We start from the raw sequence: 18,786 nt of genomic DNA on the forward strand, positions 1-18,786 counted from the left end.
CGGGGCCCACACCTTCCCGAACACCGGCTTTTCATCCGAGGGTCGTGGGTTCGAGCCCCACGGGGCCCACACCTTCCTGAACGCCGGCCTCCCAGTCTCGCGTCGCTCTCTTGTCTAGAATGCGACGGATGGGCCGACGATCGCAGCGCGAGCGGCCGGGCACCCCCACCGGCCCGGCGACGATGCGCCGACGCCACCGCAGGCTCGTCCCGGCTCTCGCCCTCGGCGCGATGGCCCTCGGGGTCTCCGGGCTGCTGCTGATCCTGCCGACCGTGTCGAGCGCCTGCCAGCCCGTGTCCTCGTCGACCTCCGCCTCGGCCGTCGCGGCCCCCGGGGTCTCGGCCGACCGGGTCGCCGCAGCGATCGAGCCCGGGGCGCGCGTCCTGATCGTCGGCGACTCGTACACCTCCGGTCGGGGCTCGGCCAGCGGCGTCCGCGGATGGGCTCAGGACATCAGCGAGGACCGCGGGTGGACGGCAAAGATCGACGGCTACCCGGGCACCGGCTACGTCGACACGGGCCGGACCGGTTCGTCGCACTACACGTACGGTCCCCGCATCGAGCGGCACGCGTCGTTCGACCCCCAGCTCGTGATCGTGCAGGGCAGCCAGAACGACTGGCTCGTCGACGCGGACACCCTCCGCGCCACGGTGGAGCGGACCCTCCGGACGGCGCAGCAGACCTGGCCGGACGCGGTCGTCGTCGCGCTCGGCCCCTCCGCCCCGCTCCCGTGGGCGAACTCGACCGTCGGTGTCGCCGCGTCGGTCTCCGCCGGTGCGGCCTCGGCCGGTGTCCCCTACATCGACGCCCTCGCCGGCCGGTGGTTCACGAGGACCAACAGCCCGGGGTACTCCGCGGTGGACGGCGGGCACCCGAACGACGCCGGGTACCAGTACCTGGCGGACCGCGTCAGCGAGTCCCTCGACGCCCTCGCCGCACCCGCCGGCAGCACCCGGTGCGTCTGAGGGACACCGCCCGGTCCTGAACGGGGTACAACCCCTCCCCAGCGGGCTCATGGCAGATCCCCTGCCCACCACAGTCCATCCTCAGCGGACTGTTGGGATGCCGCCGATAGTGTCGTTCCCGGATCCGATCACCGGATCCTGCAGCACCGCACCACCACGAACGAACGGGGTACACCGTGATCGAGCCCATCGAAGCCACGCAGACCAGCACCACCGGTGACGCGCGCCGCATCGTCGAGCTCGCAGCAGCGACCAACACGACGATGAGCAACGAGCTCCTGCTCGACACGCTCCGCCGCAACGCCCAGGTCACGACCCGCCACATCCGCAAGGACTTCATCGAGGTCGCGACGGCCACCGCCGTGCTCGGCTACGTCTGCCGGCAGCGCAGGGACTTCATCGCACTCCGCGGGGACGACCCGGCGTGGGCGCAGGAGGTCGGCCGGTACGCGACCGAGTCCCTCGCCGTCGAAGCGCTCCGCATGCGCCGCGGCTGACGCTCCCGGCGTCCCACACGAACGCAGAAGGCCCCGCCGGACACCCGGCGGGGCCTTCCTCGTGTCAGCGGTGGCGCCGACCGGGGTCGTCAGGACCAGACGCGACGGATCCCCCACGAACCGGTCCAGGTCTCGTCCGGCTCGAGCCAGCGCAGACCCTCGCCCGAGTTCAGGGCGTTCGCGGGTGCCGTCATGGGTTCGACCGCGACGGCGAGACCCTTGCCGTCCGCGCGCGGGTACTCGCGTGAGGTGAAGACCTGCACGTAGGGGAACGAGGCGTCCTGCCAGAGCTCGACCCCGTCGCCCTCGGGCCCGTGCATCGTGGTGCGGCGGACCCCGTCCTCGTCCGGGGTGACGTCCTTGTACGCGGTGTCGAGGTCGGAGTCACCGGCACGTCGCCCCTGCCGCAGGTCGTACGGCGTGCCCTCGACCGGCACCGACCCGTTCGGCACCTTCTGCTCGTCGACCGTGAACGCGGTCGCGGCGTCGAGCGTGACGACGAGGTCCTCGGCGGGGGTGTCACCGGCACGCAGGTACGGGTGGGCGCCGACCGCGAAGGGTGCACGGACGCCGGAGCGGTTCGTGATCTCGTGCGTGACGCGGATGCCGTCGTCGACGAGTTCGTGCGTCACGCGGGTCTCGAGGGTGAACGGCCAGCCGTGCTGCGGGTGGATCGTCGCCTCCTGCTGGATCGAGGTCTCGGTCTGCGACACCACCCGGTACGGCGCGAACCGGAGCAGGCCGTGCGAGGCGTTGCCGTACTTCGGCTCCGAGATGTCGAGCTGCTGGCGCGTGCCGTCGAGCTCCCACACGCCGCCGGCGACGCGGTTCGCCCAGGGTGCCAGGACGATGCCGTTCGCGCCGGGCGGCTGCTCCGTCACGGGGAACGGCTCGGTGATGTCGAAGCCGCCGACGCGGAGTTCGCGGATGCCCGCGGCCACCTCGGTGACCACGGCTTCGACGACCCCGTCGGGTCCGGCGTGGTGGAGGCGGTACTGGCCACCCGTGGGTGCTGCGGTCATGGCGTGTTCTTCCTTCCGGCTGGTTCGGTGCGGTGCTCGCCGTCGGCGACGATCACCTCGGCCCCGGCCGCCCGGATCGTGGCGACCGCGGCGGCGTCGGCCTCGGCGGTGACGACGACGTCGATGTCCTCGAGCGCGCGGACGACCCCGATGTGGGCCCGGCCGAACTTCGACCCGTCCGCGACCACGACCGTACGCCGGGCCGTCCCTGCGAGCATCCGCTTCGCCTCGGTCTCGGGCAGGTTCACGTTCGTCAGGCCGTGGTCGACGTCGAGACCGGTGCCGCCGAGGAACACGAGGTCCGCGGCGATCATGGGCAGGACGGCACCGTTGAACGGGGCGACGAGCGAGTGCTGGAGGGGCCGGAGCGTACCGCCGGTGACGATCACGGTGAAGCGCGGGACGGCCCGCTCGAGCGTGAGGGCCGTGGTGAGGGAGTTCGTGACGACGGTCACGCCGGTGAGCTCGGTCCGGGCGACGAGGGCCTCGGCGACGGCAGCCGGGGTCGTGCCGACGTCGAGCACGACGCACTCCCCCGACCGCACCAGCGCCGCCGCGGCGCGGCCGATGGCAGCCTTGGCCACCTGGTGCTCGACGGCGGTCTCCTCGAAGGGGCGCTCGGTGGACCCGGCCGCGAGGCGGACCGCACCCCCGTGCACCCGGCGGATCCGGGCCTCCTGGTCGAGGACGGCGAGGTCCTGGCGGACCGTCACCTCGCTGGTGCCGAGCGACGCTGCCAACGCGGCGGTCCGGACCATGCCGGGGGCACCCTCGACGATCGTGACGATGCGGTCCTGGCGCAGGGGTGCCGGGAGTGCGCCGGCGAGGAAGGAGAGGTCGGCGTCCGTCATGTGCTCAGTTTCGCTTGCTTCCGACGTCTTTCGCAACGCTTCGGATGGGCGCTAGGCTCTTCCGGTGATCACCAAGCGCGTGACGAAGCTTGCGGACGGCCGCGACCTCATCTACTTCGACGACGCCGACTCGACGCTGCCGGCGGAACGCAGCATCGACCAGCGCGTGCTCGACCCGCGGCCGGAGACGGCGCGCATGCGGCAGGACGTCCTGACCGGCGAGTGGGTGTCGATCGCGGCATCCCGGCAGAACCGAGTGTTCCTGCCGCCGGCCGACCAGGACCCGCTCGCGCCGCAGAGTGCGGCGAACCCCTCGGAGATCCCGAGCCGCTACGACGTCGCGGTGTTCGAGAACCGGTCGCCGTCGTTCGGCCCGTTGCTCGAAGCCGATGACGCACCCGAATCGCTCGAGTCCCTGAGCGACGTCGGCCTGAACCGCGAACTCCGCTCCGTGGGCCGGTGCGAGGTCGTGTGCTTCTCCCCCGAGACCTCCGGGTCCTTCGCCTCCATCTCCGAGTCGCGCGCCCGCACGGTGGTCGAGGCATGGGCCGACCGAACCGCCGCACTCTCCGCGATGCCGGGCATCCAGCAGGTGTTCCCCTTCGAGAACCGGGGCGAGGCGATCGGCGTCACGCTGCACCACCCGCACGGGCAGATCTACTCGTACCCGTACATCACGCCGCGCACCCAGCGCCTGCTCGCGAGCATCGAGCGGTTCGGGCCGGACCTGTTCGAGCAGCACCTCGCGAACGAGCGCGGTTCCGAGCGGGTCGTCCTCGCCGGCGAGCACTTCACCGCCTTCGTCCCGTTCGCCGCGCGCTGGCCCATCGAGATCCACATGCTGCCGCACCGCCACGTCCCCGACTTCGCCGGCCTGACCGACGCCGAGAAGGACGAGCTGGCGCACATGCACCTCCGGCTCACGCGTGGGCTCGATGCGCTCTACGGCGACCCGACGCCGTACATCGCCGCCTGGCACCAGGCTCCGGTGCACACCGCCCGCGACACCGTGCGGCTGATGCTGCAGATCACCTCGCCGCGACGTGCGGCGGACAAGTTGAAGTTCCTGGCCGGCAGCGAAGCCGCCATGGGCGCCTGGATCGGGGACCTCGTGCCCGAGAAGGCGGCCGAGTTCATCCGACAGGGAGTCGAGCGCGCATGACGTTCCAGCAGGTCTACGGGTACGAGCCGACGGTGCGGTACTCCGCCCCGGGTCGCGTCAACCTGATCGGTGAGCACACCGACTACAACGACGGCTACGTGCTGCCCTTCGCGATCAACCGTCGCACCACCGCGTCCATCGCACCGCGCGACGACCGCACGATCCGCGTGGCCTCGGCCTTCGACGCCGCGAGCGAGCCCGTGACGCTGTCCCTCGACGCACTGTCACCCGAGGCCATGAACGGCTGGTCGGCGTACGTCTTCGGCATCGCGTGGGCCCTGCGCGAGCAGGCCGGGGCCGATCTGACCGGCAAGACCGGGTTCGACGTCTTCATCGAGTCCGACGTGCCCGTCGGCGCCGGCCTGTCGTCCAGTGCCGCGATCGAGTGCGGTGTCGCGCTGGCGTTCAACGACCTGTGGGGCCTCGGCCTCGACCGGAAGACCCTGGCGCGCGTCGGGCAGTACTCGGAGAACCACGCCGTCGGTGCTCCCACCGGCATCATGGACCAGTCCGCCTCGCTGCTCGGCGAGCAGGACGCCGTCGTGTTCCTCGACTGCCGCACGCTCGACACCGCCGTCGTCGACCTGGCGCTCGAGGCGAACGGGCTCGAGGTGCTGGTGATCGACACCCGTGTCGAGCACGCCCACGCGACCGGCGGGTACGCGGCTCGTCGGGCCTCGTGCGAGAAGGGTGCGCAGGTGCTCGGCGTCGAGGCCCTGCGTGACGTCAGCGTCGAGGATCTGCCCCGTGCGCAGGAACTCCTCGACGACGAGACCTTCCGTCGTGTGCGGCACATCGTGACCGAGGACCAGCGCGTCCTCGACACCGTCCGCACGCTGCGTGAGCAGGGGCCGCGGGCGATCGGTTCGCTCCTCGTCGCGTCGCACGAGTCGATGCGCGACGACTTCGAGATCTCGGTGCCGGAGCTCGACCTGGCCGTCGCGACCGCCGTCGAGCACGGTGCCGTCGGTGCCCGCATGACCGGTGGCGGGTTCGGCGGTGCGGCGATCGCGCTGGTCGACCAGGAATCGCGGGGTGCGATCACCGCCGCGGTCACCGCTGCCTTCGCCGAGGCCGGCTACCGCGAGCCGAACGTGTTCACGGTGCACGCCGCGCAGGGCGCCCGGCGCGACTGACGGGCACGGCGCGGGGGCGTGGTCGCCCGACCGCGTGGTCGCCCGGCGTTTCGCGCTCAGCGACAGGTCACGCGGCGATCGGCCCGTGGACTGTCGCTCAGCGCGAAAGAACGGCAGCGCCGGCCGGCTCAGCCGAGGGAGTCCGCGTACCGGACGTGCTCCACGACGTTCCCGAGCACGAACGGGTGCGCCCGACCGTGCTCCACGGCCCACTCCACCCACGCGCTCTGCGCCGGCATGAGCAGCCACACCAGGGCGGTGGTCCCGAGCACGGCTGCCAGGGTCGGTCCCATCACGGCGTGCTCGTCGAAGCGGACTGCACCACGGCGGGCGATCGCGACGACGAACCCGATGACCGCGAACCCCACCGTCGCGAGCGTCCATAGGGACCAGGGGCTCGACGTGAACGTGTACTCCTGGCCAGCGTGCACGAAGGTCGTCGACCAGCTCGAACCCGGCGCCTGGAACAGCACGCAGATCGCCACGATGACGATCAGCCACCGGGCGTCCTTGGTCAGTTGCGACGGCTCGGGCCGGGGTTGCATCACCGGCGTCGTCTGCATTCGTTCGTCCCCCATGCCGCGACCGTAGCACCGGCGGAGTGCACACCATCGGCACGCGAGCGACCACCCGCGAGCGCCACGCGAGCGACCGCCGCCGCGCACGCCCGCGGGCTACGACAGCTGGCGTTCGGCGGCCTCGACGACGTTCTTCATGAGCATCGCGCGGGTCATCGGCCCGACGCCACCGGGGGTCGGCGACAGGAAGCCCGCGACCGATGCGACCGCGGGGTCGACGTCACCGTGCAGCTTGGCCTTGCCGGTCTCCTCGTTGACCACGCGGGTGATCCCCACGTCGATGACGGCCGCACCGGGCTGCACCCAGTCCGGCTTGACCAACCCGGCGACCCCGGCCGCGGCGACGATGATGTCGGCACGACGGCACTCCGCGGCGACGTCGGCCGTCAGCGAGTGCGTCAGGGTCGCAGTGGCCTCGAGCCGCGTGAGCAGCAGGCCGAGCGGCCGGCCGACGGTCAGCCCCTGGCCGATGATCGTGACGTGCGAACCCCGGATCGGGATCTCGTACGCGTCGAGCATCGCGACGATGCCCCGCGGCGTACAGGGCAGCGGTGCGTCGATCGTGCCGGCACCACCGGGCACGGCGAGCACGAGCTCGCCGAGGTTCGTCGGGTGCAGACCGTCGGCGTCCTTCGCCGGGTCCATCAGCTCGAGCATCGGCGTCGGGTCGATGCCCTGCGGCAGCGGCAGCTGCACGATGAACGCGGTGACCCGGGGGTCGTCGTTCATCTGCAGGATCGCGGCCCGGATGTCTGCAGCGGACGCGGTCTCGGGCAGGTCGATGCGGTGCGAGTCGAGCCCGATCGACGCCGAGTCGCGGTGCTTGCCGGCGACGTACGACATCGAGCCCGGGTTCGAGCCGACCATGATCGTGCCGAGACCCGGACGGATACCGTGCTCGTGCAGGCGGTCGATCCGGCCCCGGAGCTCATCGAGGGTCCGGGCGGCGAGGGCGGTACCGTCGATGCGGACGGCACTGCCCTCACCGGCCCAGAGCTCGCGCGGGAGCGCCGCGCTGACCGAACCGCTCACGCGTAGAGCGGGAACGCGTCGGTCAGGACCTTCACCCGGGCCGAGAGCGCTGCGACGTCCGGGTTCGGCATGAGGGTCAGCGCGATGATGTCGGCCACCTCGGTGAACTCGGCGTCGCCGAAGCCGCGGGTCGCCAGCGCCGAGGTGCCGATGCGGACACCCGAGGTGACCATCGGCGGGCGCGGGTCGAACGGCACGGAGTTGCGGTTCACGGTGATGCCGACCTCGTGCAGCAGGTCTTCGGCCTGCTTGCCGTCGACCTCGGACGTGCGCAGATCGACGAGTACCAGGTGCACGTCGGTGCCGCCGGTGAGCACGTCGATGCCCGCGGCCTTGGCGTCGGCGGCGGTCAGACGGGCGGCGAGTGCCTGGGCACCGCGGATGGTGCGCTCCTGACGGTCCTTGAACTCGGGGGTGCCGGCGAGCAGGAACGCGGTGGCCTTGGCGGCGATCACGTGCATGAGCGGGCCGCCCTGCTGGCCCGGGAAGACCGCGGAGTTCAGCTTCTTGAACAGGGTCTCGTCGTTCGACAGGATGATGCCCGAGCGGGGGCCGCCCAGGGTCTTGTGGACCGTCGACGACACGACGTGCGCGTGCGGCACCGGGGACGGGTGCAGACCAGCGGCGACGAGGCCGGCGAAGTGCGCCATGTCGACCCAGAGCTTGGCGCCGACCTCGTCCGCGATCTCGCGGAACTTCGCGAAGTCGAGCTGGCGCGGGTAGGCGGACCAACCGGCGATCAGGACCTTCGGCTGGTGCTCGATGGCCTTGGCGCGGATGTCCTCGTAGTCGACCTCGAACGACTCGGGGTCGACGCCGTACGCCACGGCGTTGTAGATGCGGCCGGAGAAGTTGAGCTTCATGCCGTGGGTCAGGTGACCGCCGTGCGCGAGCTCGAGGCCGAGGATGGTGTCGCCGGCCGAGGCGATGGCGTGCAGGACGGCCGCGTTCGCCGTCGCGCCGGAGTGCGGCTGGACGTTGGCGTACTCGGCACCGAAGAGCGCCTTGGCACGGTCGATGGCGAGCTGCTCGGCGACGTCGACGTACTCGCAGCCGCCGTAGTAGCGCTTGCCCGGGTAGCCCTCGGCGTACTTGTTGGTGAGCACGGAGCCCTGGGACTCGAGCACGGCACGCGGCACGAAGTTCTCGGACGCGATCATCTCGAGGGTGTCGCGCTGGCGGCCGAGCTCCTGCTGCAGGACGGCGGCGATCTCGGGGTCGACCTCGGTGAGCGGGGCGTTGAACGCGGCACGGGCGGCGGCCTGCTCGGCCACCTCGTCCGAATCGGAGACGAACGGGGGCAGATCGGCAATGGACACGGGACTCCTACGGTGTGCGGACGACCAGCTGGTCGCACTCGGACGGTCGGTCGGTGCAGCCCAGGCGTACGGCCGCGCACCGTGTCTTTGTCGCTCCCTGATGGTGACCCATCCAACGCCAGTCGCGACGTGACGATCGTACCGAGCGACCCCGCCCTGTGTCACCCTGGATGCATGACGCTGCTCTCGCCCGACGTGGACGAACGGACCACCACGGACGAACGGACCAGTGCGCGGGCGGACACTCCGTGGGTCACCGTGGTGTGGGACGACCCGGTGAACCTGATGTCCTACGTCACCTACGTGTTCCAGCAGCACTTCGGGTTCTCGCGCGAGCACGCCGAGCGGCTCATGCACCAGGTGAACGACGACGGTCGGGCGATCGTGGCGTCGGGACCGCGTGAATCGATGGAGGCCCACGTGCAGTCCATGCACGGCTACGGCCTGCAGGCGACCGTCGACAAGGCCCCCGAAGCGTGATCCCGTTCGTCCGCCGCGCCGACGGCGTGCACCTCGGCCTGTCCTCCGGCGAGCGCGACCTGCTCACGTCCCTCACCGAGCAGCTGCGCCAGGTCCTCGACGGCGACCTGTCCGCCGACCCCGTCACCGAGCGGATGTTCCCCGACGCCTACCCCGGTGACGACGAGGCGAGCGCGGAGTTCCGGAAGTACACGCAGTCGGACCTCCTCACGCAGAAGACCACGAACGCGGGCATCGTCCACGACTGGTTGACGGGTGCCCGCGACGGTTCGCTGGACGTCGAGGACGAGCAGGCGTGGCTCCGCACCCTCACGGACCTCCGGCTGACCATCGCCGACCGGCTCGGCATCGAGGACGCCGACGACGAGGAGCGCTCGATCGAGGCCGACGCGGGCGTCGGCCTGCGCGACGTCTACGACTGGCTCGGCTACGTGCAGGAACACCTGGTCGTCACGCTCACGTCGCGCTGACGGTCCACGGCCTGGAGGCCCGGATCACCTCCGGCGCGACGGGTCACCCCAGCAGGTCGTCGCGGTGGGCTCGCGCCCAGTCGGTCAGGCTCCGCGGTGCGGTGCCGGTGATGCGCTGCACGTCGTCGCTCATCACGTCGACGCCGTCGAGTCCGCGGCGGACGACCCGACCGAACTGCTGCCGGAGCCCCTCGGCCTGCCAGGCGGGCACCCCGCTCAGGCGCAGCACACCGGCGTAGACGCGGCTCGGCAGGTGCAGGGCGCGCACGGGTCGGCCGAGCCCTACGGTGAGCGCGGCGGCGACACCCCGCGCGTCGAGCAGGTCCGGTCCGGTGAGCACCGGTTCGGTGCTGTCGTGGCCGTCCTCGGTGAGCACCCGCGCGGCCGTCCGGGCGATGTCCTCGGTGTCGATCCAGCCAATCACCCCGCGGCCCGTGGTGTGCGGGAACCATCCCCGACGGATCGCCGGCGCCGAGGGCTGCACGTTCGTCATGAACGACGACGGGTGGAGGATCGTCCACGCCAGGCCGCTCGCGCGCACCAGCCGGTCGGTGTGCCAGGCGGCGCTCGCCCACGACATGGGGGGAGTGCTCGGCGGCGTCCCCACCCGACAGCTGCACGATCCGGGCGACCCCGGCCCGCTGTGCCGCGCGGACACCGGCGGCCCCCTGCTCCCGCTGCCGCTGGCTGACCGGCGTCACGAGGAAGAACCGGTCGACCCCCTCGAGCGCCGCGGTGAGGGCGTCCTCGTCGCCGAGGTCGGCCAGGCGGCCGTCGATGCCCCGCGCCCGGAGCGCGTCGACCTGCTCGGGTCGTCGGACCACGGCTCGCACCGTCACCCCTGCCGCCCGCAACAGCTCCGCCGTCTTGCCGCCGACGTCCCCGGTCACGCCCGTGACCGCCACGATCTCACCCATGTCCACTCCTCCTCCAGGTCGCCCACCCGGTATCAGTTTCCTGATACCAGACCGTACGCCGGTACGATCGCCCCGTGCCCCAGGAACTCCCAGCCCCGCGTGACGACGTCGACGGCATCGTGGCGTGGACCGTGATCCGGGCGGCGCGGACGCTCTCCCGACGACTCGCGGTCGAGCTGGCGCCGCTCGGGTTGACGCCCGTCGAGTTCGGGGCGCTCATCCAGCTCGCCGCGGCGGGCGAACTCAGTCAGGCCGACCTGGCCCGGGCGGTGGGCGTCCGACCGCAGAGCATGACGACGCTCGTCGGCGGGCTCGCGACGCGGGGACTCGTGGAGCGGGGCGCTGCGCCGGGGCGCGGACGGGCCTCCAGGCTGCGGCTGACCGCCCAGGGCGAGGCGCTGCTCGCGCGCGCCCACCCGATCGTCCGGGCGAGCAACGCGTGGTTCGGGGACGGCGCCGAACCGATCACGGCGACCCTGCTCCCGCTGCTCGGCCCGGACGCCGGCGACGACGACGCCGCCGTCCCCTGACCCCCGTGCCCGGTACCCTGAACCGGTGACCGACCCGATCCCCACGCACTGGACCCTGACGCTCGTCTGCGACGACCAGCCCGGGATCGTGCACGCCGTCTCCGGAGCGATCGTCGCCGCCCAGGGCAACATCACCGAGTCGCAGCAGTTCTCCAGCGCCGACACGAACACCTTCTTCATGCGCCTGCAGGTGATGGCGCCCGTGGACCGCGCCGCGTTCGAAGCCGCGCTCGCCCCCGTCGTCGCCCGCTACGACGCCCGCGTCCAGCTCGACGTCGTCGGTCGCCCGATGCGCACCCTCGTGCTCGTGTCGAAGGCCGGCCACTGCCTCAACGACCTGCTCTACCGGCAGCGCGGCGGACAGCTCCCGATCGAGGTCCCCCTCGTGCTGTCGAACCACGCGGACCTGTCCGAGCTCGCCGCGTTCTACTCCGTGCCCTTCGAGCACCGTCCGGTCACCGACGCCGAGTCGAAGGAGCAGATGGAGCGGCGCGTGCTGCAGGCGGTGGAGGAGCACGACGTCGAGCTCGTCGTCCTCGCCCGCTACATGCAGATCCTGTCGCCGGAGCTCTGCGCAGCGCTCGAGGGACGCGCAGTCAACATCCACCACTCGTTCCTGCCCGGCTTCAAGGGCGCGAACCCGTACCGGCAGGCGCACGCCCGCGGGGTGAAGCTCATCGGTGCGACCGCGCACTTCGTGACGAGCGACCTCGACGAGGGCCCGATCATCGAGCAGAACGTCGTCCGCGTCGACCACACCAAGGAACCGGCCGAGCTGGTGTCCATCGGGCAGGACGAGGAGTCCCGCACGCTCACCCAGGCGGTGCGCTGGATCGCGGAGGACCGCGTCCTGCTCGACGGCGCCCGCACCATCATCTTCAAGTAGGCAGCACCATGACCAACGCTCCGCAGTCCCCCGTCGACTGGGAATCGGTCCCCGACCCGGCGGCCGTCCGGCAGCCGCGGCGATTCGCGGCCTGGAAGGTGCTGCGGGTCGCCGTGATGGTGTTCGGGCTGCTGTCCCTGGCCTTCTGGGGCTACTGGTCGTGGCAGGTGCCGTTCCCCGCCGTCCTGTTCATGATCGGCGCCCCGCTGTTCGCCGCGGTCGTCTGGTACTTCTTCCGGTCGCCGCGCTCCCCCATCGAGACGGACATCGTCGGCAAGACCATCGTCGAGGTCGCCCTGGTCGTCGCCGCGGGCGGGAGCTGGATCTCCATCGGCTTCCCGGTCGTGGGTCTCGTCTTCATCGTGATCGCCGCCCTGAGCGGCGTGATCGCGTTCCGCAAGGAGACCGAATGACCGCCACGGGCCTCCAGACCGGCCGGGAGGCCCAGCGCACGCTGGTCCGCGCCGCCCGCGTCGTCGACGCGTCCGGCACCACGGCCGACGGCTGGGTCCTGGTCGTCGGCGACACGATCCACGCGACCGGCTCCGGCCCCGAGGCCCCTGTGGCCGACCGGGTCGTCGACCTGGGCGACGCGGTCCTGACGCCCGGCTTCGTGGACCTGCACGGGCACGGTGGGGCGACCGAGGCCTACGAGGACGACTCGTTCGACCGTTCGCTCGCGATGCACCGTTCGCACGGCACGACCCGCTCCGTCCTGTCGCTCGTCGCGAACCCGGTCCCCGCCCTTGCGGCGTCGCTGGCACAGGTCCGCGCCGTGATGGCGACCGACCCGCTCGTGCTCGGCGTGCACCTGGAGGGACCGTTCCTGTCCCCGCACAACAAGGGTGCGCACAACGAGTCGTTCCTGATCGACCCGACGCCCGCCGCGGTCGACGCCCTGCTCGAAGCGGGCGATCGCGTCATCCGCCAGGTCACGATCGCACCGGAGCTGCCCGGAGCCCTCGACGCCGTCCGCCGGTTCGTCGACGCCGGCGTCACGGTCGCCGTCGGGCACACGGTCGGCACGTACGACCAGGCCCGTGCCGCCTTCGACGCCGGGGCGACGATCCTGACCCACGCGTGCAACGCGATGCCGGGGCTGCACCACCGCGCACCGGGGCCGATCGGCGCCGCCGTGGCGGACGACCGGGTGACGCTCGAGCTCATCCTGGACGGCGTGCACGTGCACCCCGTCGTGGCGGACACGCTCTTCCGGGCGACGCCGGGTCGTGTGGCCCTGATCACCGACGCGATGGGTGCCGCCGGCGCTGCCGACGGGTCGTACCGGCTCGGGTCGCTCGACGTCACGGTGACCGACGGGGTCGCGCACGTCGCCGGCACCGACACCATCGCGGGGTCGACGCTGACACAGGACGTGGCGCTGCGGAACGCGGTCTCGCTCGCCGGGCGGTCCCTGCCCGAGGCGGTGGCGGCGCTGACGAGCGTGCCGGCCGGAGCGCTCGGGCTCGGCGACCGCCTGGGTCGGCTCGCGCCGGGGTTCGCCGCGGACCTCGTGGCGCTGTCACCCTCGCTCGAGGTCGAGCGCGTGTGGGGCGGCGGGCGCGAGCTGCGCTGACGCGCACAGCGTGTGTTCAGCGGTCGATCGGTCGCCCCCGCACCCCGCTCGCCCAGCCGGTGTCCGCAGAGTCCCCGACCCGCAGCGACAGCGTGCCGCCCCGTGTCACGAACGACGCCGGCACCCAGGACCGCTGGTGCGTCCACCCGTTCAACCGGGCGCCCTGCACGTACGGCTCGGTCCCCGAGGACCGGATGAGGATCCGCTCGCCGCTGGAGCGCCGGATGTCGACCGTGCTGAACGTCGGGCTGCCGATGAGCATCTCCGCTCGCCCCGGCGTCTGCGGGAACAGGCCGATCGAGGCGAAGACGTACCAGGCGCTCATCGTGCCGAGGTCGTCGTTGCCGGGCAGCCCGCCGGGGCCGGTCGAGTAGGCGTCGTCCACCACCTGACGCACGGTCTCCTGCGTCTTCCACGGCTTCCCGAGGGCGTTGTACATCCACGGCGTGTGGATGTCGGGCTCGTTCGTCGGGTCGAACTTCGTGGCGTCGCCGCCCGTGACCGCCCAGTTGCCCGAGGCGTCGTGGAAGAAGGCGTCGAGCCGTGCGACCGCGGCGTCGTCACCGCCGAGCGCGGTCGACAGCCCCCGCACGTCCTGCGGCACGAGCCACGTGTACTGCGCACTGGTGCCCTGTGCGAACCCGGTCCCCGTCGACGGCGACCAGCCCGGCGTCCACGATCCGTCGGCCTGACGAGCAGCTTGGTGTCCGACCGCCGCGTTGAAGGTGTTCTTCCAGTACGTGCCACGCTCCGCGAACATGCGGGCGTCGGAGCGGAGCCCCATCGAGCCGGCCCAGTACCCGAGGGCGCTGTCCGAGATGGAGTTCTCGAGCGTCTCGGCGGCCCCGCCCCAGCAGGAGCAGTCGTCGTTCGCCGCGTACTGCCGCTCCAGGTACTCGTCGAGTGCGGGCCGCTGCGCCAGGCACTGCCCCGGGCACCCGATGTCGCTCTCGGCGTCCGCGTTCTCGACCGTCGCCTGGCGTTTGAGCGAGGCGTAGGCGGCACGGACGTCGAAGTTCCGGACCCCCATGGCGTACCAGGTGGCGAGCGTCGCGGCCGAGGGATCGCCGGTCATCACGTGCGTCGGCGCTCCGAGGTGCAGCCACCGGTCCCACACGCCGCCGTTCTGCTCGGCGAAGCGCAGCATCGACTGCGCCATGTCCCCGGCGACGTCGGGCCGCAGCAGGGCGAGCAGCTGGATCTGCGCACGGTACTGGTCCCACCCGGAGTACGTGCCGTAGACGGCGCGGTGTCCGCGGTCCATCCGGTGCACCCGCAGGTCCGGCCCGAGGTAGCGCCCGTCGCGGTCGTTCAGCGTGTTCGGCTGCATGAGTGCGTGGTAGACGGACGTGTACAGCTGCGTGGTCCGGTCCGCGGTGCCGCCACCGACGCGCAGGCGCGACAGTTCGCGGTTCCAGGAGGCCCGTGTGCCGGCTGCCACGCTGGCGACGGTCGAGCGCTTGGTCACCTCGCCGTCACGGTTGGCGACCGCTCCGGCCGCACTCACGTACGAGATGCCGATCTTCGCCTGCACCGTCGCTCCGCGACGCGCGTCGAACCCGACCCACGCGCCGGAGCCGCGTCCGGCGCGGTCGGCGCCGGTCAGGTAGCCCTCCCCACCGGAGGAGGACGTGCCTCCAGGCTGGACCGTGCCGTCCTTCCAGGTGCCGGTGCTCGCGAACGCCGTGTCGAAGGTCGCGGTGAAGTAGAGGCGGTAGTAGCTGCGGCGGTCGGGGTTGGTGGCGCCGCCGCCGTTCGCGCGGCGGCTGCAGAAGCCGCCCGTCAGGACGCTGCCGCTGACCGTGCGGGTGCGGGGGTCGACGCGGGTGATCGCGGCCTCGCTGCCGTTGATCGAGTTCGAGGTGCGGAACAGCAGGTTCGCGTCCTTGCCGGCCGGGAACGTGAACGCGCCGACGCCCGCGCGGGTGGTCACGGCGAGGTCGGTGCGGACGCCGTTGTCGAGCGTGACGCCGTAGCGGCCGGGGCTCGCGGACTCCTGGTCGTGCGAGTACCCGGCGGCGTAGACGGCGTCCTTCGAGTCGGCCGACGGCGAGGTCGTGACCGGGGTGGTGACCGGCATGATCGGCACGTCCCCGGCGGCACCCGGAGCACACCCGGCCCCGTTCAGGTGCGTCAGGCTGAAGCCGCGCAGCCGGTTCACGTCGTACGAGTACCCGTTCGCGACCGGGGTCGACGTCTGGTCACCCGCGGTCCCGGTGGGGCTCCACTGCATCATCCCGAACGGTGCGGTGGCCCCCGGCCAGGTGTTGCCGTTGTTGCTCGTGCCGATGAACGGGTCGACGTACCGCGCGGGGTCGCTGACGGTCCGGCCGGCCTGCGACGCGGGCGAGGCCACGGCCGGCGCGGCGACGATCCCCGTCCCCAGCAGCGCGGCGATCGTGGCCACCGCGGCGAGCGGCAGCGGACGGACGAGCGGGCGGCGGTGCACGCGAGATCGGTTCACGTTCGCGACGCTAGACCCCTCGGACGGGGGACGCCGCTTTCGTCACCGAGCGCTCTCCCGCTGTTCACGTCGGGTTCGGCGACGGCCGCTGGTGCGGGTCAGGCGGTGGCGCGCACGGCGACCTGGTCCACGAAGGCACGGACACGCGCCCGGAACGCCGGGTCGACGGCGGCTCCGCGGACCGGGACCGGGTGCAGGCGACGGTCGGAGCGTCGCAGGGCGGGGCCGACGAAGGTCCCCGGCTCGACGTCGTCAGCGGTCGCCGCCCAGAGGATCGCCCGGGCGCCGTCGTCGGCGGTCCGGGCGGCCAGACGGGCGATCCGCCCGGCGACCCGTGCGAGCGCCGTCTCGGCCTGGCCGTTCATCCCGGTCGCGGCGATGCCCGGGTGCGCGATGACCGACCGCACCGGCGAGCCCGATGCCCGGAGCCGCTCACCGAGCTCGACGGCGAGCGCGGCCGCCGCGGTCTTCGAGGCGATGTAGGCCGGGAGCTGCCGGAAGCGCTCCGGTTCGTCGACGGCGTCGAGGTCCGGCACCCGGGACGACCGCTGCGACAGGTTCGACCCGACGAGTACGACCCGGGGCGACGGCCCGCCGAGGACGGGGAGCATCGCGTCGGCGAGCACGACCGGGCCGACGACGTTCGTGGCCCAGGTGCGTTCGACACCGTCCACGCTGCGCTCGAAGCGGGACACCGACACCCCCGCGTTGTTGACCAAGGCGTCCACGACGACGCCGTCGGCGGCGAGCTGCCGGGCGAAGGCCGTGACGGAGGCGACGGACGCGGTGTCGACGAGCCGCGCCTCCAGACCGGCGCCGACGGGGAGGACGCGAGCCGCCTTCTCGAGGTCGCGCACCCCGGCGACGACACGGGCTCCGGCTGCGGCGAGCCGGCTCGCGACCACCAGGCCGAGTCCGCCCGTCGCCCCGGTCACCACGACCGTCCGTCCGTCCTGGTCCGCCATCTGCTCGGGCTCCCACGCGAAGGGGTCCATCGCCGTCTCCTGCTCACTCGTCGTCTCGAATCGGATGATCCATCCGGAACGGTAGCACAAGCGGATAGGCTGTCCGTATGACCGTCGCGATGGCCCGCCCCGAAGCGCTGCGTTCGGATGCGCAGCGCAACCGGACCGCGCTGCTCGACGTCGCCCGGACGTTCCTCGACCGCGGCGAGCAGCCCCTCCTCAACGCCGTCGCGCACGAGGCCGGTGTCGGCGTCGGGACCGCGTACCGGCACTTCCCGTCGCAGCAGCACCTGCTCGAGGCGCTCGCGATCGACGCGCTCGAGGACATGCTCGACCGCGTCCGTGTCGCCGTCGCCCTGCCCGACTCGGTGGACGCGCTCCGCGGGGTCGTGACCGTGGCGTTCCGGAGCATGGTCGGAGATGTCGCCCTCGGCGACCTGCTGACGAACGGCGGGTTCTCGTGCGCCGACACCACGGCGCTCGCTGGTGACCTGGTCGACTCCGTGGACGCGCTGCTCGTACGGGCAGGTGCCGAGGGGCTCGTCCGCGACGACGTGGACGCGGACGACCTGCGACGGCTGCTGTGCGGGATGCGGACGGCCGCCGTGGCCGGTGGCTCCCGGGTGCACGACCCCGAGCGCTACGTCGAGGTGCTGCTCACCGGCCTCCGACCCGTCTGAACACCACCCTCGCGCCGTGCGGGGGTCGCTGTCAGGATGGGCGCATGAGCGTCATGGTGTCCGTCTTCGATGCGTACCGGTCCCGCACGAGCGAGAAGTACACGGCCTTCCCGCCGGACGTGCTCCCCATGTTCGTCGCCGAGATGGACAGCATGCTCGCCGAACCGATCCGTGACGCCCTGGTCACCGCGGTGACGAACGGCGACACCGGGTACGTCGGGCACGGTCGGGCCCTGCCGGAGGCGTTCGCCGACTTCGCGGAGAGCCGGTGGGCATGGCGGGTCGACCCCGACCTGGTCCGCACCACCACGGACGTGTCGGTCGCCGCGGTCGAGGTGCTGCGCCGGGTCATCGAACCGGGCGACCAGGTCGTCATCATGCCGCCCGTGTACCCGCCGTTCTGGGAGTACGTGTCCGAGGCCGGTGGCACCGTCACCGAGGTCCCGCTGCTCGCACCCGCAGGTCCGGCCGACCCGTTCGACACCACGGCCGGCTGGCGGATGGACCTGGACGGCGTCGCCCGGGCGTTCGCCGACGGAGCCCGCACGGTGCTGCTCTGCAACCCGCACAACCCCCTCGGCCTGGTGCACGACCGTGCTTCCCTCGTCGCACTCGCCAAGCTGGCCGCCGAGTGGGACGCCGTCGTGGTGTCCGACGAGATCCACGCGCCGCTCGTGCACGCCGACGCGGTGTTCACGCCGTTCCTGGAGTCCTGCCCCGAGGCCGCCTCACTCGGCGTCGCGCTGACGAGTGCGAGCAAGGCGTGGAACCTGGCCGGCACGAAGTGCGCCCTGATGATCGGCGCCTCGGAGCGGGCCCGCGCCTGGTTCGACGGGATGCCCACCGAGGTCGTCGAGCGTACCGGCATCCTGGGCTACACGGCGAGCGTCGCGGCCTTCAGTGAGGGCGGGCCCTGGCTGGCGTCACTGCTCACCGAACTGGCCGCGAACCGTCGCACGCTGGCCGAACGGATCGGCGACGTGTTGCCCGGTGCCGAGTACCGGCAGCCGCAGGCGTCCTACCTGGCGTGGCTCGACCTGCGGGCACTGCCGTGGGGCGACGACCCCGCGGCGGAGCTCGTCGACCGGGCGAAGGTGGCGCTCGGCTCCGGCCCCGCGTTCGGGCGGCAGGGACGAGGCTTCGCGCGGCTGAACTTCGGGTGCTCGGCGGACACCCTCGACGAGGGGCTCAACCGCCTCGCCGCAGCGGCGCGCAGCTGAGCGCAAGACGCCGGCGTGTGCGGTCGACGCCCCCGA

The 18,786-nt window shown here is 72.2% G+C and carries 20 protein-coding genes, 1 pseudogene and 1 riboswitch; of the genes and pseudogenes, 12 read left to right on the top strand and 9 right to left on the bottom strand.

Annotation, left to right across the window (positions count from 1 at the left end; all coding sequences use genetic code 11):
• Positions 1–128: 128 nt before the first annotated feature.
• Both KK097_RS00005 and KK097_RS00010 read left to right on the top strand, forming a co-directional pair.
• Positions 129–965, top strand: a complete 837-nt coding sequence (locus tag KK097_RS00005; protein WP_214543292.1) for an SGNH/GDSL hydrolase family protein — start codon at positions 129–131, stop codon at positions 963–965.
• A 176-nt stretch (positions 966–1,141) separates the two neighbouring features.
• Complete coding sequence (locus KK097_RS00010; RefSeq protein ID WP_214543293.1) at positions 1,142–1,462, top strand: hypothetical protein; 321 nt, start codon at positions 1,142–1,144, stop codon at positions 1,460–1,462.
• 89 nt (positions 1,463–1,551) lie between these two features.
• Here KK097_RS00010 and KK097_RS00015 read toward each other — a convergent pair whose 3' ends face one another.
• Positions 1,552–2,484 carry an aldose 1-epimerase family protein gene (locus KK097_RS00015; RefSeq protein ID WP_214543294.1) on the bottom strand — a complete coding sequence of 311 codons (933 nt, stop codon included), beginning with the start codon at positions 2,482–2,484 and terminating at the stop codon, positions 1,552–1,554.
• Positions 2,481–3,335, bottom strand: a complete 855-nt coding sequence (locus KK097_RS00020; protein WP_214543295.1) for a DeoR/GlpR family DNA-binding transcription regulator — start codon at positions 3,333–3,335, stop codon at positions 2,481–2,483. Before KK097_RS00020 ends, KK097_RS00015 begins: the two co-directional genes overlap by 4 nt.
• A gap of 64 nt (positions 3,336–3,399) precedes the next feature.
• Here KK097_RS00020 and galT point away from each other — a divergent pair, with 64 nt between their 5' ends.
• Both galT and galK read left to right on the top strand, forming a co-directional pair.
• Positions 3,400–4,497 (top strand): galactose-1-phosphate uridylyltransferase, encoded by a 1,098-nt coding sequence (galT, locus tag KK097_RS00025; RefSeq protein WP_214543296.1) that lies wholly within the window; start codon positions 3,400–3,402, stop codon positions 4,495–4,497.
• On the top strand, positions 4,494–5,633 hold the full coding sequence (gene galK, locus KK097_RS00030; protein ID WP_214543297.1) for a galactokinase: 1,140 nt from the start codon (positions 4,494–4,496) through the stop codon (positions 5,631–5,633). The genes galT and galK overlap by 4 nt, the downstream gene beginning before the upstream one ends.
• 128 nt (positions 5,634–5,761) lie before the next feature.
• Here galK and KK097_RS00035 read toward each other — a convergent pair whose 3' ends face one another.
• From KK097_RS00035 to glyA, 3 genes are all read right to left on the bottom strand, one after another.
• Positions 5,762–6,211 (bottom strand): hypothetical protein, encoded by a 450-nt coding sequence (locus tag KK097_RS00035; RefSeq protein WP_214543298.1) that lies wholly within the window; start codon positions 6,209–6,211, stop codon positions 5,762–5,764.
• A 96-nt stretch (positions 6,212–6,307) separates the two neighbouring features.
• Positions 6,308–7,243, bottom strand: coding sequence for a tetrahydrofolate dehydrogenase/cyclohydrolase catalytic domain-containing protein (locus KK097_RS00040; RefSeq protein WP_214543299.1), 936 nt, complete (start codon positions 7,241–7,243; stop codon positions 6,308–6,310).
• Positions 7,240–8,517: a serine hydroxymethyltransferase gene (gene glyA, locus KK097_RS00045; protein WP_214543472.1), complete on the bottom strand. Its 1,278-nt coding sequence runs from the start codon at positions 8,515–8,517 to the stop codon at positions 7,240–7,242. Before glyA ends, KK097_RS00040 begins: the two co-directional genes overlap by 4 nt.
• Positions 8,518–8,613: 96 nt before the next feature.
• Positions 8,614–8,698, bottom strand: a riboswitch (ZMP/ZTP riboswitch).
• Between the two features lie 38 nt (positions 8,699–8,736).
• Between glyA and clpS the strand changes: the two genes are divergently transcribed.
• Positions 8,737–9,042 carry an ATP-dependent Clp protease adapter ClpS gene (gene clpS / locus KK097_RS00050; protein WP_214528782.1) on the top strand — a complete coding sequence of 102 codons (306 nt, stop codon included), beginning with the start codon at positions 8,737–8,739 and terminating at the stop codon, positions 9,040–9,042.
• Positions 9,039–9,512 carry a DUF2017 family protein gene (locus KK097_RS00055; RefSeq protein WP_214543300.1) on the top strand — a complete coding sequence of 158 codons (474 nt, stop codon included), beginning with the start codon at positions 9,039–9,041 and terminating at the stop codon, positions 9,510–9,512. The genes clpS and KK097_RS00055 overlap by 4 nt, the downstream gene beginning before the upstream one ends.
• A gap of 43 nt (positions 9,513–9,555) precedes the next feature.
• On the opposite strand, the gene KK097_RS17785 is transcribed toward KK097_RS00055, so the two are convergent.
• Positions 9,556–10,092, bottom strand: a complete 537-nt coding sequence (locus KK097_RS17785; RefSeq protein WP_250896299.1) for a Rossmann-fold NAD(P)-binding domain-containing protein — start codon at positions 10,090–10,092, stop codon at positions 9,556–9,558.
• 40 nt (positions 10,093–10,132) lie between these two features.
• Positions 10,133–10,429: pseudogene (locus KK097_RS18805) on the bottom strand (SDR family oxidoreductase); the annotation flags it as partial.
• A 74-nt stretch (positions 10,430–10,503) separates the two neighbouring features.
• On the opposite strand from KK097_RS18805, the gene KK097_RS00065 reads away from it, so the two are divergent.
• The 4 genes from KK097_RS00065 to nagA are packed head-to-tail and all read left to right on the top strand — an operon-like array spanning position 10,504 to position 13,421.
• Positions 10,504–10,959: a MarR family winged helix-turn-helix transcriptional regulator gene (locus KK097_RS00065; protein ID WP_214528785.1), complete on the top strand. Its 456-nt coding sequence runs from the start codon at positions 10,504–10,506 to the stop codon at positions 10,957–10,959.
• A 25-nt stretch (positions 10,960–10,984) separates the two neighbouring features.
• The gene (purU, locus tag KK097_RS00070; RefSeq protein WP_307858441.1) at positions 10,985–11,845 is read left to right on the top strand and encodes a formyltetrahydrofolate deformylase; all 861 of its coding nucleotides are present in this window, start codon (positions 10,985–10,987) and stop codon (positions 11,843–11,845) included.
• An 8-nt stretch (positions 11,846–11,853) separates the two neighbouring features.
• Entirely contained in the window at positions 11,854–12,258 is a 405-nt protein-coding gene (locus KK097_RS00075) for a YrdB family protein (protein ID WP_214543301.1), read from the top strand.
• Positions 12,255–13,421, top strand: coding sequence for an N-acetylglucosamine-6-phosphate deacetylase (gene nagA, locus KK097_RS00080; RefSeq protein ID WP_214543302.1), 1,167 nt, complete (start codon positions 12,255–12,257; stop codon positions 13,419–13,421). Before KK097_RS00075 ends, nagA begins: the two co-directional genes overlap by 4 nt.
• A 16-nt stretch (positions 13,422–13,437) precedes the next feature.
• Here the strand turns inward: nagA and KK097_RS00085 are convergent, their stop codons facing one another.
• The gene (locus tag KK097_RS00085; protein ID WP_307858440.1) at positions 13,438–15,885 is read right to left on the bottom strand and encodes a GH92 family glycosyl hydrolase; all 2,448 of its coding nucleotides are present in this window, start codon (positions 15,883–15,885) and stop codon (positions 13,438–13,440) included.
• 98 nt (positions 15,886–15,983) lie between these two features.
• Complete coding sequence (locus KK097_RS00090) at positions 15,984–16,880, bottom strand: SDR family NAD(P)-dependent oxidoreductase (RefSeq protein ID WP_214543303.1); 897 nt, start codon at positions 16,878–16,880, stop codon at positions 15,984–15,986.
• Between the two features lie 77 nt (positions 16,881–16,957).
• On the opposite strand from KK097_RS00090, the gene KK097_RS00095 reads away from it, so the two are divergent.
• Together KK097_RS00095 and KK097_RS00100 are read left to right on the top strand one after the other, a co-directional pair.
• A complete protein-coding gene (locus tag KK097_RS00095; protein WP_214543304.1) occupies positions 16,958–17,530 on the top strand; it encodes a TetR/AcrR family transcriptional regulator in 573 nt (190 codons plus the stop codon).
• A gap of 44 nt (positions 17,531–17,574) precedes the next feature.
• On the top strand, positions 17,575–18,750 hold the full coding sequence (locus KK097_RS00100; protein WP_214543305.1) for a MalY/PatB family protein: 1,176 nt from the start codon (positions 17,575–17,577) through the stop codon (positions 18,748–18,750).
• Positions 18,751–18,786 lie beyond the last annotated feature (36 nt).

This window comes from Curtobacterium flaccumfaciens, assembly GCF_018598405.1.
Classification (GTDB): Bacteria; Actinomycetota; Actinomycetes; order Actinomycetales; family Microbacteriaceae; genus Curtobacterium; species Curtobacterium aurantiacum.

Excerpts from the sequence above, each read along its gene's own strand:
- KK097_RS00005 (WP_214543292.1), top strand. The coding sequence starts at position 129 with ATGGGCCGACGATCGCAGCGCGAGCGGCCGGGCACCCCCACCGGCCCG.
- KK097_RS00015 (WP_214543294.1), bottom strand. The coding sequence starts at position 2,484 with ATGACCGCAGCACCCACGGGTGGCCAGTACCGCCTCCACCACGCCGGA.
- KK097_RS00020 (WP_214543295.1), bottom strand. The coding sequence starts at position 3,335 with ATGACGGACGCCGACCTCTCCTTCCTCGCCGGCGCACTCCCGGCACCC.
- galK (WP_214543297.1), top strand. The coding sequence starts at position 4,494 with ATGACGTTCCAGCAGGTCTACGGGTACGAGCCGACGGTGCGGTACTCC.
- KK097_RS00035 (WP_214543298.1), bottom strand. The coding sequence starts at position 6,211 with ATGGGGGACGAACGAATGCAGACGACGCCGGTGATGCAACCCCGGCCC.
- clpS (WP_214528782.1), top strand. The coding sequence starts at position 8,737 with ATGACGCTGCTCTCGCCCGACGTGGACGAACGGACCACCACGGACGAA.
- KK097_RS17785 (WP_250896299.1), bottom strand. The coding sequence starts at position 10,092 with ATGTCGTGGGCGAGCGCCGCCTGGCACACCGACCGGCTGGTGCGCGCG.
- KK097_RS00075 (WP_214543301.1), top strand. The coding sequence starts at position 11,854 with ATGACCAACGCTCCGCAGTCCCCCGTCGACTGGGAATCGGTCCCCGAC.
- nagA (WP_214543302.1), top strand. The coding sequence starts at position 12,255 with ATGACCGCCACGGGCCTCCAGACCGGCCGGGAGGCCCAGCGCACGCTG.
- KK097_RS00090 (WP_214543303.1), bottom strand. The coding sequence starts at position 16,880 with ATGGACCCCTTCGCGTGGGAGCCCGAGCAGATGGCGGACCAGGACGGA.
- KK097_RS00095 (WP_214543304.1), top strand. The coding sequence starts at position 16,958 with ATGACCGTCGCGATGGCCCGCCCCGAAGCGCTGCGTTCGGATGCGCAG.
- KK097_RS00100 (WP_214543305.1), top strand. The coding sequence starts at position 17,575 with ATGAGCGTCATGGTGTCCGTCTTCGATGCGTACCGGTCCCGCACGAGC.